Source organism: Salipiger pallidus, from assembly GCF_014643635.1.
Classification (GTDB): Bacteria; Pseudomonadota; Alphaproteobacteria; order Rhodobacterales; family Rhodobacteraceae; genus Salipiger; species Salipiger pallidus.
The window spans coordinates 120,056-137,107 of record NZ_BMJV01000009.1 but is presented as its reverse complement, the minus strand read 5'-3'; the positions used below and the strand labels follow the sequence as shown (position 1 = coordinate 137,107).

The window sequence follows — 17,052 nt, the reverse complement described above, 5'->3', positions numbered from 1 at the left end:
TGGCTTTGCTCCCCGAGGTCAGTAGCTGACGGCGATGCGTTCGCCGCGCCGCGTCAGCGTCATCTCTGTGTCGGCGATCGCCTCGACCTGCCAGCCGTCCACGACCAGATCGCCCTTGCCTACGCGGGTTCCGTCGGCGAACTGCACCTGGCGCGGCTCCTCGAGATGGATGAGCGCGATGGCGGGTAGATCCGACAGCCCGCCGGCCACTGTCACGTTGCGCACCATCACCGGAAGGCCCGGCTGGCGGTCGTACCAGCGGTTGAAGCTGCGCCAGTCGGGTTCGGCCCGGGCCGGAATCACACCGTTCACCACGAGGGTGCCGCCGGGGGCGAGGTCGGCCTCGATGAAGGGGCTGAGCCCGACCTCGGTCAGCCGTTCGCGCACGGTCTGCATGGCCTGACGTTCGGGCGCGCCTTCGGGGGGCAACGCCGGTTCGGTCGGGCGGTAGGGGGCGGTGGCCCGCATCTCGACACCGCTGGGCGGCACGAGCGCGCCAAAGACTACGCCAAGCAGCAGGGACGCCACGACACAGCCCACGCCAAAAGTCATCGACTGTGTGCTGCGCCGGGCGGATGCGGACTCCGGAGGAGCAAGCCGCATCGAGGCGCTGCCCAGCTCAAGCGTGGCGGGCAGACGGATTTCGTGCGACTCGCTGCCCTGCGCAACCTCGTCCCCGTCTACAACGACGCCCGCGCCTCGTGCCTCGACGGTCATGAAGATGCCAAAAGCGGTCGGGCGCAGGTGGATGCGGACATGTCCCTCGACGACATCCTCGTCGGGCAGTCGCACGTCATCCTGCGGACCCGAGCCGATATCGACAAGGTTGCCCGAGAACTGACGCCGCGATCCCTGAAGCAGGCCGCCGGTCGACCCCATCTCGATCTCGGCCTCGCGATCAAGGGCGAGCGCGCCACGGATGCGGCGTTCGAGACGAGCCGCAGACCAGCGCATCTGTGAGACGAGGCCGTCGATCATGTTACTGGCCGCGCAGCAGTTGGGACGTATCCTGCTGCATCCGCTGGGCGATCTTCCAGGCCACCTGGTAGTTCGTCAGCCCAAGATACAGCTCTTTCACCCGCGCCTCTAGGGCGGCACCGCTGTCTTGCTGGTCGGCGGGGTCGGTTTTGGGTTGGGCACCCGGACGGTCCACATCTGAGACGACAAGATGTTTTTCCTCTCCGACCGCGGTTTCGTGCAGGCCGGTAAGCCGGGCCTTTTCGCCGTCGATCGCGCTAGCCGAAACCTCCGGGCGCGTGACAGCGGTCCCGATGGCCTGTTCGGCCATGCGCGCGAAATTCATCCGCATTGCGGTTTCCGCCTGCGCCCCACCCATGGCCTCGCCCAGGGTCATGCAGGCCTTGGCGGCATCCGGGCCGGTGGGGATCGCGCAGGCCGCCATCACTCGTTGTCCCGGATGTTGTCCATGATCATGTCGTTCAGCAGCAACGAGGCGACCAATTCGAACGCCTTTTCCTGCATCATCTCTTCCTGTTCAGATTCACTGGACGGATTCGTTCCGTTGGTTTCGCTGACGTTTTCCATGCTGTTCTCCACTGGCGGACGTGCGTTACGATGGCCCAGTGCGGCTGGCCGCACACCAGCAGTCGGCACGTATGGCCTTGCGAAGCTACGCAGCAAAATACGTGGTTCCGACCCCTGTGGTGGCGGCGCAAGGACGGGCAGGGTGCCGCGGTTGACGGACAAGGACCCGGAGGTGCCCGATGCGAATGCCACACCCCTTTTCCCGGTCGCGCAGGGAGTGCGCGGCAGCTGTCACGCTTGCCTTGCTGGTCGTGACAGGGCCGGTTGCCGCGCAGGACGCGGCCTCTGAGCCGCTTGCGACCCCCGCTCCAGTTGCTGGCCCCGTTTCTGATCCTGTTTCTGGCCCGGGCGTTGCCCCGACCGCAACACCTGCCGGGGCGGCAGAGGGGCAGGGGATTGCCGATGCGCTCACCCAGCCCGCTGATTATCTGGTGCTGCGCCAGCCGGTGGTGGAGTTTCTGCAGATCCTCGCCCGCGACCGGGGCCTGCGCCTTGACATGACCGACCGGGTGCGCGGCACCATTGTCGACATGCGCCTGAGCGGCTCGGTTGAGGACCTGCTGGACCAGCTTGCCGAAGCGCATGCGCTTGATTGGTTCGCCTTCAACGGGGTGATTCATGTTTCGACGGTGGGCGAGGCGGTGACCCGGCTGATCCGGCTGGGGGATCTTGATGCAGACCATGCGGTTGCGGTGCTCGACGACGCGGGGTTGGCGTTGGAGCGCTATCCCATCCGCTCGACCGCAGAACGTTCGACGGTGGCGATCTCGGGCCCGCCGCGGATGCTTGCGCTGGCAGAAGCGGTGATCGAGTCGGTGCCGAAGCGTAACAGCGCGCAACCAAAGCAGCGCACCGAACAGCGCAGCGTCACCGTACGCCGCGGCGTTGAAGTCGAGCAAACCGACGTACCGACAGCTGATTGAGAGCGTGCACGTAGTGATTTGCGTAACCGTCCCGAAGGAATGCCGTCGCCAATGCTGGCAATCATGACGCCATGGTCCCCGCAATTCACGGGATATAGCCAGCATCAATCCTGGGGCTCTAACGGGTCAAGCGTCACGTTTCATACGAGTGTCGCAACAGTGGCCAGCCCATAAGGATGAAAAGAGCGAGGATCCCCAGCCGGGTTTCTCTTGAACGTAAATCCACCCCATCAAAAGGGCAAACAAATGAACGTCAATCATAGCTACAACCCCGCCGACACGAGCGGTTCGGACGCCAACCAAGCCGCCTTGGAAGGCCGCTTCCAGGCGCTGTATGTCAAGATGATGCAGAAGCAGTTGTCATTCAAAGAAGCGGTCGAACCTTTCAAGACCGACAACCAGAACGCCGGCAAGGGCTGATCCCGGCGTCGCGACCGCCGTCGCGACCCCATCTCGATCCGGAGGCGGCCCTCGGGCCGCCTCTTTTTTCTGGCCCGCGTCCAGAGGGACGGGCGGCCCCTGTCGTAGAAAGGGCGTGCCATGACGCTGCGCAAGGATCTGGTTCTCGTCGGGCTGTTGGTTGCCATCCTGATGCTGATGGTGGTTCCGCTGCAGCAGGCGGTGATCGACGTGCTGCTGGCCGTCAACATCACCCTCTCGGTCATGCTGCTGATGGTGGCGATCTATCTGCGCCAGCCCTCGGACTTTTCCACCTTTCCCACAGTCATCCTGATCGGCACGGCGTTCCGGCTGGCCCTGTCGATCGCCACCACGCGCCTGATCCTGTCCGAAGCCGACGGCGGGCGCATCATCGAAACCTTTGGCGAATTCGTCGTGCGCGGATCGGTGGCCATCGGTCTGGTGATTTTCCTGATTATCACGGTGATCCAGTTTCTGGTGGTCACCAAGGGCGCCGAACGGGTGGCCGAGGTCGGCGCGCGTTTTGCGCTGGACGCGCTGCCGGGCAAGCAGATGTCGATCGACGCCGACATTCGCGCGGGCACGCTTGACGCCGCGACCGGCGAGGCAATGCGCCGCCAGCTCGACCGCAACAGCCAGTTCTTCGGCTCAATGGACGGCGCGATGAAATTCGTGAAGGGCGACGCCATCGCCGGCCTGATCATTATCGCGATCAACCTGGTGGGTGGCATTGCTGTCGGTGTGACCACCCATGGCCTTGGCTTTGCCGAGGCGGGGTCGGTGTTTTCGCTGCTGACCATTGGCGACGGGCTGGTGGCGCAGATCCCGGCGCTGCTTATGTCGCTGTGCGCAGGCATTATCGTCACCAGAGCGACCAACGGCGACAACGTCGATCTTGGCACCGACATTGGCCGCGAGTTGCTGAGCGAGCCGCGGGTTCCCGCGGTGGCCGCAGGCATCGTTCTGGGCATCGGCCTGATCCCGGGCTTCCCGTTTTTCGTCTTTGCGGGGGCCGCCGGGGTGCTGGCACTGGCGGCAACGCTGATCGTGGCACGTATCCGACGTCAGACGCAGGCAGACGACGAAGCACAGAGCGCCCCGCCGGACGAGGCGCCTGCCGAGGTCGGCGAGGGCGTGCCCGCCCCATCGCAACCGGCGGGGCTTCCGGTCGGCACGCGGTTTGTGCTGCGCCTTGGGGCGGCTCTGGCCGGGGCGGCGGATATGGCCGCCCTGACAGACCGACTTGAGCGCCGGGTTGCTGCGTTCAACGATCATCTGGGGCTGACCTTTCCCCGGCCGGGGGTGGAGGTCTCGCCCCTGCTAGGGCCTTGGGATCTGCGCATCGAGATTGACGGCGTGCCGATTCTGCGCCGCACACTTGGTCCCGAAACACGGCTATTCGCAGCGGACCCAGAGGCGGCCCGTGAGGCGGGAGTGCCTGCCGATCAGATCCGTGATCTTGACTGGCCCGGCATGGTGCTGGTTGCCATTGAGACGCCCGGCGGTGAAGCCGCTGCGCGTCTGGCCGGGTCGGGGGGCGAGAACGAGGTACCGCTTGCCCTGGCGCTCTGCGATGCCGCGATAGAGATGTTTGAGGCGCGCACAGGGCAGCTTTTGACCCGCGCCGAACTCGATGCGTTCCTGAGCCGCTGTTCTGAAACCGATCCGGAGGCCACCCAGCGCCTGCTGGGCCAAGTGGGGCGTCCTGCGATGATGGCGCTGCTGCGCCATCTGGTCGAGGATCGCGTGCCGGTCCAGCCTTTGCCGCTGGTGCTTGAGGCGCTGCAGCACTGGATCGAAGAGCGCGGGATCACCGACCCGACCGAACTCGCGGACGGTCTGCGGCTATCGCTTCGGCGCCAGATCTGTCACGCCGCGCTGGGAGACGACGGGCTGCTTGCGCTGATCATGCTTGATCCGGACGTCGAAACGCGGCTGCGGCGGCGCCTTGTCGGGCGTGGGTCCGGGTCCGCCGTAGAGCAGGAGGCGGCGGGGCTAGGGGCGTCCGAAGCGTTCGAAACCTTCTTGGCGGAAGTGCGGCGAATCACCCGGGACAGCGGCGCCCGGAGCCGTCATCTGGCCCTTGTGGTGTCTGCGGACCTCCGTCGACGGCTTCGGCAAGTTCTTGCCACCAACGACATCCACCTGACCGTTTTGGCACCTCACGAGATCGCTCCGGACATCGCTTCTGTACCGCTAACTGTCCTTCGTTCCTAAGCTTTTTGAGCAAATGCCCGGGCGGCGAGCAATTGACAACTGCTTATCGTTGTTCGAAAAAATCTCCGATAATCTCGCTACCCAGAAGAAATGCTACTAAGACGTGTAGTTTACAGAGCCTGAACAACACTGCATCTTGCCCGCGGGGAAAGGGTCCTCGGAGTGGAACCAGGAGAAGGCCTGATGGTGAACAGCACTGAACACCGCATCGTGGTTGCCGACGCATTGGAGATTGTCCGGCAGACCGTGTCCGACCATTTGACTAGGCAGTGTGGCGTCAATGTTGTTGCACAGACGAAGGACGGTTACGAAACGCTCAAGATGTGCAGGCACCACCGGCCCGACCTTCTGGTTCTTGACATGTCGATCGCCAGACCGGCGGCCAGCGATACGATGGCGCGATTGCGCTCGGCGCTGCCCGACCTTCACATCGTCGTGGTCACCGAGAACACATCGGTCGCTAACGCTTTCGTTGCGCTGTCTCATGGCGCGGTCAGTATCCTGCCGCGTTCGGCCTCGGCAGAGGATTACGTCAACGCCGTGAATGCCGCGTTGTCGGGACACGCCTTTTTGCCGTCAAACCTCATGCGGGAGTTCGTGAGCTGCCGCCGGACCCTCATGCGCAGCGGCAACATCTTCGGCCTTTCGGCCCGCGAGCTCGAAGTGCTGGAAGCCTGCGTTGGAGGTGCCTCTACCAAGGAAGTGGCGAGCAGTCTCGACATCTCGGTACGCACTGTCGAAACCCATCGTCACAACATCTACCGCAAGACATCCTGCAATTCGGTAAAGGAACTCGAAACCCTGATGTCCGTCATCTGACCGAGGTTCTACTGAGGGATCTGCGTAGCCGATCCAGATGCGCTCTGTACGCGAACGCGCAATCCTGATGGGAGATATTGGAGGGATTGCAAGATGCGCGTGACAGGCCAGAATGGTGCTACAGGAAACGAAAACAGGCTGGCCGAATACGACGGACCATCGCTGCCCCAGAGTGCTTTTAACCTTTCCGCACGGCGCTCATCTAAGCGGGATACCTGGTCTCCCCTTCCCATCCCGGACCCCTCTAGTCCAAATATTGGCATCTCAGAAAAAAGAGACCGTCGTCCGACTGCCGGCGAGCAAAAGTTCGGCCCCGATCTTGAGCGTCCGCGCGGTGACGACCGCAGCGCCGAGGAGATCGTCAAGGACAACCCGACGCTCGCCCAGCTGCACATCAAGGACAAAAACGACCTCGCCAAGAAGCTGGGCAAGAAGGACTGGAACGACCTGATGAAGGACCCGGACGCCGCCTACAAGGCCTCCGCCGTCATCAACCATATCGAAAACTACAACGACGATGGCGATGTCATCGAGGGCAAGAAGGTCGGCGACGGACGCATTGACGGCTGGACCCGCGCCAATCGCAACGACAAGAAGTCCGAGGCCAAGCACGGTACCGAAGCCGGCCGCTTTCAGGATTTCATCAAGTACGGCTTCGATCACTTCAATCACAAATCTCCGGTCGGCGGCGACGGGATCCCGCGCGGGGATCAGGCGGCCAACGGTCTCGACCGCTTTACCACCCGCCCCGAGGGTGACACCCGCTCTGCCGAGGAGATCAAGGCAGACAGCCCTTTGCTGACCAACCTTGGGGATTCCGAACGCGAGCGCCTGAAGCAGAAGGTCGGTGATTTCGACCGGGATCCGGACGCCGCCTACCGGGCCGTCAGTGTGCTTGAGATGATCGAGAACTACGATGGCGATGGCAAGGCGCTGTATGGCGACAAGACCGAGAACGACCGCATTGACGGCTACCACTACAACCCCAATGCGTCCGAGGTTTTCCTGCCATGGAAATGGGGCAAGAAAAAGCGCAAGACGCACGGCGGATCCGAAGCCGCACGGCTGGAGGAGTTCCTGAAAAACGGCTTTGATGCCTTCGACAAGGACATCCCGATCACCGGGCGGCCCATTGACGGCGAAGCCGAGAGTGGCCTCAACCACGACACCAAGCGTCCCAAGGGTGACAAGCGTTCGGCGGACGAGATCATCGACGACAACCCGATCCTGGCGCAGCTCAGCAAACGCGAGAAGCATGCCCTCAAGCAGATGGTCGGGGATTTTGAAAACGATCCCGACGCGGCCTTCCGCGCCGTGGCCGTCCTGAACCATATCGAACATTTCGACGCTGAAGGGAACGAGATCTTCGACAAGAGCGTCGGCGATGGTCGCGTCAGTGGTTTTCGCAAAGGCAAGGACGCCAAGGGAGGGAGCGAAGCCAAGCGGCTGGAGACCTTCTTTAAGGAGGGCTACGGCTCGCTCAAGGGCGACGCAGAGATTGACGGCACCTACAAGGGCAATGAAGCCGAGGGCGGACTAAGCAAGACCACCAAGCGTCCCGAAGGCGATACTCGCAGCGCTGATCAGATCCTTGATGATAACCCCGAACTCAAAAGCCTGCCTAAGAAATACAAGGACGACCTTAAAAAGCATGTTGGGGATTTCGAACGTGATCCCGACGCCGCATACCGGGCGGCTTCTGTGCTCAATCATATCAGAAACTTTGACGAAAATGGATCGTTCGTTCCGAGTTCGAGCAACCGCAGGTCGGGTTGGTTCGCTGACGTCACAAGCTGGCCGAACGAGCTTAAGAACCGCCTGGAAGACTTCGGCAAATACGGCTTCAAGACGCTTCAGGGTAAGGATGCCAATGAACACGGGATGAAAAAGGACGTCCCGCCTCCGCGTCACACAACGTTCCACGGCACGATTGGACCTGAAACCACCCGGCCCTATGGTGACACGCGTTCGGCGGATGAAATCGTAAAGGACAACCCGATACTCGCGCAGCTGTCGACCAAGGACAAGCAGGCGCTCAAACGCCGTGTCGGCGACTTTGAACGCGATCCAGCCGCTGCCTTCCGTGCCGTGGCTGTGCTCAACCACATCGAAAATTTCAGCGCCGACGGCGAACGCCTGTCCGGCAAGGATGTCGGCAATGGACGGATCGAGGGTTGGACACGTGCCGATCGCAATGATCCCAAGTCACAGGCCAAGAACGGCACCGAGGCCGGGCGGTTCCAGGATTTCATCGATCACGGCTATGGCACACTCAAGGGCCATTCGGAAATCGACGGCATTCCAGCGGGCTTGGACAGGCGCGACGTGCCGCGCCCCGGCGTTGCCGATTACGGCGACCTACCCAAGTCGCCCTTGTCCCTCGACGAGCGCGAGAAGATCCTCGAAGAGGGTAGAAAAGAGCTTGATGGGGAACTGTCGAAGGCCAAGGATGGCTCCAAGGCCAAGACATTGCACAACCTGATCCACATGCTGGTCAATGCCGATGAGGGCAAGTTCAAGGGCAAGATCGACAAGAAGAAGATCCAGGAAGATATCGCCGAGCTTCTCAACGACCCTGAAATCATCGCGATCCAAGAGAAGATCGAGACCAAGATCGCCAAGAAAGTCACCGGAAAGTCTGGCGACGAGATCGTCTCGGAGGTCGAGGACATTCTCAACGATCCTGAGGTTCAGGAAAAGCTGGACACGATGGAACCTGCCGAGCGGCAGCGTTACGTTAAGGGGCTGATAGATACGGTCGCGCTGTTCGATCAGGGCAAGGCCAATGAGCTGCGTGGCAAAGAGGTGAAGAACCAGCTCGAAACCGCGATCGACCCCGAACAGCTCAAGAACATGACCGACGCGGAGATATCAGAATACGTCGACAGCATGGTTGCCAAAGGACTATCGATCTCGCGGATCACCAACGGCACGGCATCCAGCTTTATCAACACGTTCAACGAGATCCCTGCAGCGGGCAAGGGGCAGGCGAAGAAAGCGCTCGTTCTGCTGCTGAAGAATGTCAAAGACACCGGCAACATGACCGCCGAAGAGATGGTCTCTTTCTTGGAAAAGAACGGCATAAAGGCCTCTGAGATCGGAGGCATGAAGAAGTTCCTGCAAAAGCTTGACGACAGCAAGGGCCTGACGGTCCTGGGCAGCTTGATGGCGGGAGCACATTTCATCACGCGCTTCACCAACGGAGGCAGCGATACGACGCCATGGGATCGCCTGACGATGGCTGCCGACGTGTTCTCGGCGACCGGGCAGATGGCTGGCACCGAAAACTTCTGGAAGATGTTTGGCATGTCGAAAGAGGGCAAGTCCTTGGCTTCGGCGACGCAGACCTTCTATGGGGAGTTCGAAGAGCATGGCGGCAAGGTGCCGGCGAACATGTCCGATGGTCGTCCGCCGTCACCCGTCGAATTGGCGGAATTGCGCCATAACGCACCGAGCGAGGCTGACAGGAAGGAAATCGAAAAGGCAATTGACGAGTACTTCGAGACGCTCGAGGAACTTGCGCCGGATGCGGAAACAAAAGCCTTTATCGCCGAAACAAGGGAGTTGATCGCAGGAGCCAGCCCAGAAGATCTTGAGGCGCTGGAAGAGATTGGCGACGAATTCGCGGACGCTTTCATCTACACTGCGGACGAGGCGGGCATCGACGCGGATGAGCTTCTGCACATGGAGTCTGACGGACGTATGCCTGGGTTGGACACCATTCCCGAAGAGGTCAGGGGCTCGGACTACGCTACCGATGTCAATGAGGCGCTCGACGCGTCCGGCGTGCGCGAGGAGCTTGACCTGCCACGCCTGACAGATGCTGAGGTCCTCAATGACCCCACGGCTTTGAATGAGCAGATTGCGCAAGTCATGGAGGAAGGTGATCCGGAAACGGTCGCCAAGTTCCTTGGTTTCATTCCCAAAGAGGGGCTCGGCATGTTCCTGAAGGTTGTGGGCACACTGTCTCCGATTGGCGATCTGCTTTACGCGGCTGGCACCTACCATTCCGCAGTCGACAACTTTGCAGCCGGCAAGAATGAGAAAGGTGTACTCGATCTTCTGGGGGGCACGGGACTTGCAATGTCAGGCGGGTTCGGTCTGACAGCCGCTATCGGTGATCTGGCAGGGATCGCAGCGTTGAGCGGCCCGCTGTTCCCACTCATGGCCGGCTTCGGCCTGGCCGTGACACTAGTCACGATCATCGGCCAGACCGCCATGGCGGGGCAGGAGAAAGCCAAGGCCGAACATGAACTCGACGACCTGTTCAAGGGCGGCGCCGGCAATGACAAGGATTACTATCTCGCCTGATACCGGGGGCCTTGCTTCCACAGATCGCTTGCAGCTTGGTCGTCACGCCGCACTTGGGGCGCCCGCCTTGGTCGGATGAGTGCGGCAGATTTGTGGAAAGCAGGCTGCGGCCCTTGCCGGAATGGCGACCATCTGACGCCGACGCGTGATCCTGGCCTGGCATTGGACCAGGCCAGACAAATCTAGGATGGCAGTCGTTGCCGATATGGCGCACGCACGGTCCAGCACCAGATGAGGAGGGGTCGCAGACCCAGGTCTGGGTTCCGAGCTGGGCCTGCCGGTGCGGCCATGATACGAACCCCGTGCCGCAGTCGAAGGTGAGGGATCTGTGGCCCACCAGTTCAGATCCCGAACCGCCTTCACGAACTTTTCCCTCTCGGCAGATTGCGTCATGCTCTAGCACGACGCAACCGCCTGCCGGGCAGTGCATGACCGGTTTCGTACGCCTGTTCGTGCTCTTCAGCAACACGGTGAAGTGGCCGCCGCGTTGGACAAGAGAGGTGACGTTGGTCTCGCGAGGATTGTGCGAACAGCATCAAATCGTCTTCCCAGTGACCAAATTCCCCGCGGTGTGCGACATCATCCGGGCGGAAGAGGATACTGACATCACGGTCGACTTTCAGCGCGGCGCTTGCGGGCGCGATGTGGTTGGCGGGCCTTTCAGTGTTCGGGTAGGTACCACAAAAGCTCCTGCGCCATGCCTTCCTTCAAGTAGATGTAGTGGTAGATCGTTTCCTGGCAGACCCGGAGCGTCACACCTTCGTGGACCAGCTGGTTGCCGATTTGCTCAGACGTCCCGTCGACCGGCAGGCGCGTGCGCGGCATGCTGCCGAGAGGGGGCCGTTCTTGATCCGCTCGGCCACCTGATTTCGAAGCTGAGGATGCCGGATCAGCTTGCGCTGGCGGGCGCGCCGACTGTTGGCTCGGTGATGCGCGTCGGCGCCGTAAACCGGCAGGCACTCATCGCTGAACCAGCTTCGTTTGGTTTCGCGATGATAGTGGCTTTCGAGCGAGGCAACACGCGCGCCATCTCCCGGACAGGGACCTTTGCCAGCTTCCAGCGTTCGATCTGGACACGGTCCATGACGCTCAGTTGCGCGTAAATCGCTTCATTGGCAGAGGCTATCCATTAGATAAACGTCTGTTTATATGGGAATCGAACTTCAGGGCAGCGCGCGACCTGCCGCTAAAAGTGCCGCGTAATGAGGGTTATGTAAAATATTGCCACGTCAACGTCTTCGATATGGATGCCGAAAGCTATAAGCTTGCGCAAGGGTTGGGCACGGAACGACGATCGTACCCCATAGAAAACCGCGCGACGCGCCCGAGCCCGTCGCTCGGGGGAGGCAACACCGCTAGTTATTGCTCGGCCATTAAGAGCCATCAGCTGCGATGGCACGGGCTTGGACGGCTGGCTGGAGCGCGTCTTGTGGGCTGCTTGAAAGCGCACAACCTGGCTTTCCGACAAGCCCGCAGAGAGATAGGTGCAATGCCGGGACTAGCAACACGGACCGTAGTGCAATCTCCTCGAAGGCCAGTGTTCCAAAAACACTCACCTGGGATACAACTCAGGAAAAATCGGCTAGGGCCAGTAGCGTCCGCAGGTTCAGCCATCGCCACAAATCAAGCCGATTCAATCAAGCTGTCATTGAGAAGACAGATCCGCTTGTTGCGGCGCCGGACGTGGAATGGCTGCGCGGCTGCTCAGGGAGGCGCGAGCGGTCGTTCAAGTTCGGGCAAACATTGAAAACCTTCGTACATCCAAGCGCCTCTCTCGATCAACGAACGGCCAACACATCACTTTTGGGAATTTTTTTATGAAAATTATATTCTCTTTTTTTAAAAAACTATGCGCCTTAGGTTTTCCTTCATACTCGATCGCAAAGACAAACATAAACTTCAGGGAAAAATCATGCTTTACCGCAGCCTCATGCTCGCGACTCTGGCAGCCGCCCCCGCGGCAGCCGAAAACTGGGACCTTCCACTTGCATGGCCGGCCGAGAACTACATCTCGGTAGCCGCCGCAACCTTCGCCGACGACGTGAAGGATGCTACCGATGGGCGGGTCGAGATCGCGCTGCACCCCGGCGGTGCCCTCGGCTTCAAGGGCCCGGAGATGCTCGGCGCGGTGCGCGACGGTCTCGTACCGATCGGTGACATGCTGCTCAACCAGCAGGTCGGCGACGAGCCGCTGCTTGGTCTGACCTCGCTTCCCTACTTCATATCCTCCTCCGAGGAACTTGCGGAATTCGAGGACTTCTTCCGCGAAGAGCTCGAAGCGATCATGGAAGCCAACAACCAGAAGCTGCTCTACACGATGCCTTGGCCGCAGCAGCAGATCTGGACCAAGACCGAGGTCACCGATCTGGCCTCGCTCGCGGGGATCAAGATCCGCTCCTATGACCGCTCCTCGACCGAAGTCTTCGCCTCTGCCGGCATGACCCCGGTACAACTGCCCTGGGGCGAGGTGATCCCCTCGCTGGCAGCGGGCGCCATCGACTCGGTGGCGACCTCCTCGCCCTCCGCGGTCGACGGCTCGTTCTGGGAATTCCTCGAGTACGGCTACCCGACCCGGCAGACTTGGAACCTGAACGCGGTGACCGTCAACCTCGACAGCTGGAACGCGCTGGACGAAGCCGACCAGACCGCGATCAGCGAGATTGCCGACAAGCTCCAGCCCGAATTCTGGCAGGCTGCCCAGGACGAGGATGCCCGCAACATGGACGTCCTTGCCGAGAATGGCATGACGCTCGCGCCGATCTCGGATGAGCTGCGCGCCGAGCTGGCAGACCTGGCAGCACCGCTGCGCGCAGCGGTGCTCGAGGAACTGGGTGACGAGGCCACGGCCATCGTTGACGGCTTCAAGGGCCGCTGACCCCTGCTGAGACGACCCATGTCGCGGGCCATCTCGGCCCGCGACGTTCCGACAACCGAGGGAAACCCCATAATGATCAAGACCGTTGACCGCCTGTCCTACGCTCTTTCTTTGCTGTCGGGTCTGGCGATTTGCTGCATCGTCGTCTTGATCGTCGCAGAAATCTTCCTGCGCAAGCTCGCCGGGATTAGCCTGCATTTCGTGTGGGAATACTCCGTCTTCATCCATATCTCGGCGGTCTTTCTCGGCGCCGGCTGGACGTTGCGTACCGGCGGCCACATCCGGGTGACGCTGCTGCGCGGCTTCATCCCGCGGGGCTTTGAATGGATTAGCGGCCTCATCGGCCTCGCAATCGCCCTCTTCCTCACCAGTGCCATGACGCAGCTTGCGCTCGGCTACCTCTGGTCGGGCCGGACCACCGGCACCACCACCGACACGCCGCTCATCATCCCGGCCGCCTTCGTGGTCTTCGGCTGCGGGGTGCTGACGCTGCAGGTCGCGCTGCGGCTACTCGCCCTGCTTCTCGGCAAGGAGCTCGAGCTCGACACGACCGGCGAGGACGACCCCGCCCCGATCATGGATTGACCCGAAATGACCGCATCTGTTCTTTTCCCCTTCGTCATTCTTCTCGCCATCCTGGGCTCGGGCGTCTGGGTCGGACTGGGCCTTTCCGGCATCGGGATCCTCAGCCTCGAAATCTTCCGCAATATGCCGGTCGAGAAGTTGCTGGCTCAATCCGTGTGGAACGGTCTCTCCTCGCCCGAGCTGCTGGCCCTGCCACTCTTCATAATGATGGCGGAGCTGCTCTTCCGCACGAAGTTCATCAACGGTGTGTTCAGCGCGCTGGAGCCCTGGCTGCGTGACCTGCCCGGAGGGCTGCTGCATACCAATATCTTCGGCTGCGCGCTCTTCGCGCTGATCTCGGGCTCTTCGGCCGCGACCACCACCTCCATCGGGCGCATCACCATTCCCGAGCTGAAGAAGCGTGGCTACGATGAGCGCCTCGTCATCGGCACTCTCGCCGGGGCTGGGACGCTGGGCTTCCTGATCCCCCCGTCGATCATCATGATCGTCTACGGCGTGCTGTCCCAGACCTCTGTGCTGAAGCTCTTTGCCGCGGGCATACTGCCCGGCCTCCTGCTCGCGCTCAGCTTCGTCGGCTACGTCATTCTGCGGGCTAAACTGTCCCCCGGCATCGTCGGCCGCTCCGACAGTATCGACCGCAAAGCGCTGTGGAAGCAGCGTTTTGGCGGCCTGCCCCGGCTCCTGCCTTTCCTCGTGCTGATCCTCGCCGTGCTCGGGTCGATGTACGGCGGCTTGGCAAGCCCGACCGAAGCCGCCGCCTTCGCAGTATTCGCCACCGTCGTGATCATGGCCTTCGAGGGATCGCTGTCGCTGCGGGCACTGCGCGACGCGGCGATCGGCACCTCTCGCACCGTCTCGATGCTCGGTCTCATCATCGCCTCGGCCTCCTTCCTGTCGATGGCCATGGGCTTCCTCGGCATGCCGCGCGCGGTGTCCGGCTTCGTCAACGGGCTCAACCTGTCGCCGCTGATGCTGATCGTCCTGCTGATCGTCATCTACATCGTCCTTGGCAGCTTCCTCGAGGGCATGTCGATCATCGTGATGACCATCCCGATCGTCCTGCCCCTGGTCACCGCTGCCGGCTACGACAGCCTGTGGTTCGGGATCTTCCTGATCCTGATGGTGGAACTCGCGCAGATCTCGCCACCCGTGGGGATGAATCTCTTCGTGCTGCAGGGGCTGACCCGCAAGCCTCTCGGAGAAATCGTCCGCGCCGCCCTGCCCTTCTTCACCATCATGCTCGTCTTCGTGCTGGTGCTCGCGATTTTCCCCGGCATCGTCTCGGTCGTTCCCGATCTTGTGACCGGCGGCTGATTCACCCTCCACGCCGTCCCGGCTCCCCCGTGCCTTCGGGCACGGGAGTGGCCAGCCTTGCCCAAGGCACGGGGCGAACCCCGCCGAAACCTTGCACCCGGCGCCCCCTGAACGTCGCTCCTCCGACTGCCTCGGAGAGCCCCCGACTGACTGAAACCAAAGAGGTTCTTCAATGCCGATCCCCATTTCCGCCAAGGTGCAGAAGTTGCGCCCCTCGCCCAGCATGGCGGCCAAGCAGCGCGTGCTTGAACTCGAGGCGGCTGGGAGGAACATTCTCGACTTCTGCCTCGGAGAGCCCGATTTCGACACGCCCGAATACATCATCGCCGCGGCGGAAAAGGCCATGCGCTCCGGAGATACGCACTACACCTCGGCACAGGGCAAGCTCGCGCTCCGCCAGGCCGTGTCGCGCAAGCTCGAGGTCGAGAACGGCGTGTCCTACGATCCTTCGGAAATCGTGATCGGCAACGGCGCGAAGCAGCTCATCTTTGAGGTGCTCGCCGCGACGCTGTCCGAGGGCGACGAGGTGATCGTTCCCACGCCCTACTGGGTGAGCTACCCGGACATCGTTTCGCTGAATGGCGGCGTGCCGGTGATCGCCACCTGCGGACCGGAGGTGAACTTCAAGCTGACCCCCGAGATCCTGGAAGCGGCGATCACCGGGCGCACCCGCTGGCTGATCGTCAACTCGCCGTCGAACCCGACCGGTGCCGTCTACACGAAGGACGAATGGCTGGCGCTGGTAGAAGTGCTGGAGCGGCATCCGCAGGTCGCCGTGCTGACCGACGAGATCTACGAGAAGATCTTCTACGAGGGCAACCTCACCATCACGCCGACCTCCATCGCCCCCGCGCTAAAAGACCGCTGTGTCGTCGTTAACGGCATGTCGAAGGCCTATGCCATGACCGGCTGGCGCGTCGGCTATGCCGCTGGTCCGGTCGAGGTGATCAAGGCGGTGACGAAGCTCCTGAGCCAGTCGACCAGCTGCCCGTGCGCCTTTGCCCAGACTGCGGCAATTACCGCGCTGGAGGCCGAGCATCCCGCGGTGGACGAGATGCTCGCCGCCTACAGCGAGCGGCGCAAGCTGATCGTCGATGGGCTTAGCGCCGCACCGGGGATCACCTGCGCGCTGCCTGATGCCGCCTTCTACGTCTTCCCCGACGTGCGCGCCCTGCTCGGCACGGTGACCCCGGCCGGTCGTCGCATCGCCACGGACATCGACCTCGTCGACTACCTGCTCGACGAGGCCTCTGTCGCGGTCATGGACGGCACCTCCTATGGCACGCCGGGTTTCCTGCGGCTGTCCTTCGCCGCGTCCAACGAAAACATCCGCGCCGGCGTCGCGGCTATCGCCGCGGCGGTGGCGCAGCTGACCCCGGCACCCCAGACACTCGAAAAGGCAGATCAGTCATGACCCCGACATCCACCGCCGCCGCGCAGCCGGCCGACCTAGAGCTGATCACGGAATTCGGCAAATGCGCCGTCGCCAACGTCAGCGACAACCTTGACCGCCTGCGTGGGGCGATCGGCCTGCGGCCGTTCCACGGGGCCGCGCCAATGGTCGGCCGCGCGCTGACGGTCAAGACAGCGCCGGGCGACAACGCCTTCATCCACCGCGCTCTCGACCTGGTGCAGCCGGGTGACGTCATCGTCGTCGACGGTGCGGGCTACGAGGATCGCGCGCTGATCGGCGGCATCATGGTGGCCATCGCGCGCAAGCGCGGCGCGGCCGGTTTCGTGCTCGACGGTGCGATCCGCGACATCGACGAGATCGTCGGCGGCGACTTCCCGGTCTTCGCGCGCAGCGTCATTCACCTTGGCCCCTACAAGAACGGTCCGGGTGCGATCAACGTGCCGGTGACAATCGGCGGGATGGTGGTCCACCCCGGCGACATCGTCCTCGGCGACGCAGACGGGATCGTGGCGATCCGGCCCGACGAGGCCCCCGCTACACTGGCCGCGACGCAGGCCCAGGCCCGCAAGGAGGCCGAGATCCTGGCCTCGATCGAGGCGGGAACCTATACCGGGGCCTACGCGAAGTAG

13 protein-coding genes and 1 pseudogene are annotated in these 17,052 nt (G+C 62.3%); 10 read left to right on the top strand and 4 right to left on the bottom strand.

What is annotated here, in order from left to right:
* Window positions 1-18: 18 nt before the first annotated feature.
* Genes IEX41_RS18630 through IEX41_RS18620 form a run of 3 tightly spaced genes read right to left on the bottom strand, consistent with a single transcriptional unit; the run spans window position 19 to window position 1,737 of the window.
* Window positions 19-978 (bottom strand): SctD/MshK family protein, encoded by a 960-nt coding sequence (locus IEX41_RS18630; RefSeq protein WP_188791828.1) that lies wholly within the window; start codon window positions 976-978, stop codon window positions 19-21.
* A 1-nt stretch (window position 979) separates the two neighbouring features.
* A complete protein-coding gene (locus IEX41_RS18625) occupies window positions 980-1,402 on the bottom strand; it encodes a hypothetical protein (RefSeq protein ID WP_188791827.1) in 423 nt (140 codons plus the stop codon).
* Window positions 1,402-1,737: a hypothetical protein gene (locus tag IEX41_RS18620; protein ID WP_188791826.1), complete on the bottom strand. Its 336-nt coding sequence runs from the start codon at window positions 1,735-1,737 to the stop codon at window positions 1,402-1,404. The genes IEX41_RS18625 and IEX41_RS18620 overlap by 1 nt, the downstream gene beginning before the upstream one ends.
* A 239-nt stretch (window positions 1,738-1,976) precedes the next feature.
* On the opposite strand from IEX41_RS18620, the gene IEX41_RS18615 reads away from it, so the two are divergent.
* The 5 genes from IEX41_RS18615 to IEX41_RS18595 all read left to right on the top strand — a co-directional run bounded on the left by IEX41_RS18615 (window position 1,977) and on the right by IEX41_RS18595 (window position 10,235).
* A complete protein-coding gene (locus tag IEX41_RS18615; protein WP_188791825.1) occupies window positions 1,977-2,468 on the top strand; it encodes a hypothetical protein in 492 nt (163 codons plus the stop codon).
* A gap of 246 nt (window positions 2,469-2,714) precedes the next feature.
* Window positions 2,715-2,888, top strand: a complete 174-nt coding sequence (locus IEX41_RS18610; protein ID WP_188791824.1) for a hypothetical protein — start codon at window positions 2,715-2,717, stop codon at window positions 2,886-2,888.
* 120 nt (window positions 2,889-3,008) lie between these two features.
* Window positions 3,009-5,105 carry a flagellar biosynthesis protein FlhA gene (locus IEX41_RS18605; protein WP_188791823.1) on the top strand — a complete coding sequence of 699 codons (2,097 nt, stop codon included), beginning with the start codon at window positions 3,009-3,011 and terminating at the stop codon, window positions 5,103-5,105.
* Window positions 5,106-5,288: 183 nt separating this feature from the next.
* Window positions 5,289-5,924: a LuxR C-terminal-related transcriptional regulator gene (locus IEX41_RS18600; RefSeq protein WP_188791822.1), complete on the top strand. Its 636-nt coding sequence runs from the start codon at window positions 5,289-5,291 to the stop codon at window positions 5,922-5,924.
* Between the two features lie 93 nt (window positions 5,925-6,017).
* On the top strand, window positions 6,018-10,235 hold the full coding sequence (locus IEX41_RS18595; RefSeq protein ID WP_188791821.1) for a hypothetical protein: 4,218 nt from the start codon (window positions 6,018-6,020) through the stop codon (window positions 10,233-10,235).
* Window positions 10,236-10,467: 232 nt separating this feature from the next.
* On the opposite strand, the pseudogene IEX41_RS22045 reads toward IEX41_RS18595, so the two are convergent.
* Window positions 10,468-11,319: pseudogene (locus IEX41_RS22045) on the bottom strand (IS30 family transposase); the annotation flags it as partial.
* An 828-nt stretch (window positions 11,320-12,147) separates the two neighbouring features.
* Here IEX41_RS22045 and IEX41_RS18580 point away from each other — a divergent pair.
* From IEX41_RS18580 to IEX41_RS18560, 5 genes are all read left to right on the top strand, one after another.
* Window positions 12,148-13,110, top strand: coding sequence for a TRAP transporter substrate-binding protein (locus IEX41_RS18580; RefSeq protein WP_188791818.1), 963 nt, complete (start codon window positions 12,148-12,150; stop codon window positions 13,108-13,110).
* 72 nt (window positions 13,111-13,182) lie between these two features.
* Window positions 13,183-13,695: a TRAP transporter small permease subunit gene (locus tag IEX41_RS18575; RefSeq protein WP_188791817.1), complete on the top strand. Its 513-nt coding sequence runs from the start codon at window positions 13,183-13,185 to the stop codon at window positions 13,693-13,695.
* Between the two features lie 6 nt (window positions 13,696-13,701).
* The gene (locus tag IEX41_RS18570) at window positions 13,702-15,009 is read left to right on the top strand and encodes a TRAP transporter large permease (protein WP_188791816.1); all 1,308 of its coding nucleotides are present in this window, start codon (window positions 13,702-13,704) and stop codon (window positions 15,007-15,009) included.
* A gap of 172 nt (window positions 15,010-15,181) precedes the next feature.
* Entirely contained in the window at window positions 15,182-16,423 is a 1,242-nt protein-coding gene (locus IEX41_RS18565; protein ID WP_188791815.1) for a pyridoxal phosphate-dependent aminotransferase, read from the top strand.
* Entirely contained in the window at window positions 16,420-17,052 is a 633-nt protein-coding gene (locus IEX41_RS18560) for an RraA family protein (RefSeq protein WP_188791814.1), read from the top strand. The genes IEX41_RS18565 and IEX41_RS18560 overlap by 4 nt, the downstream gene beginning before the upstream one ends.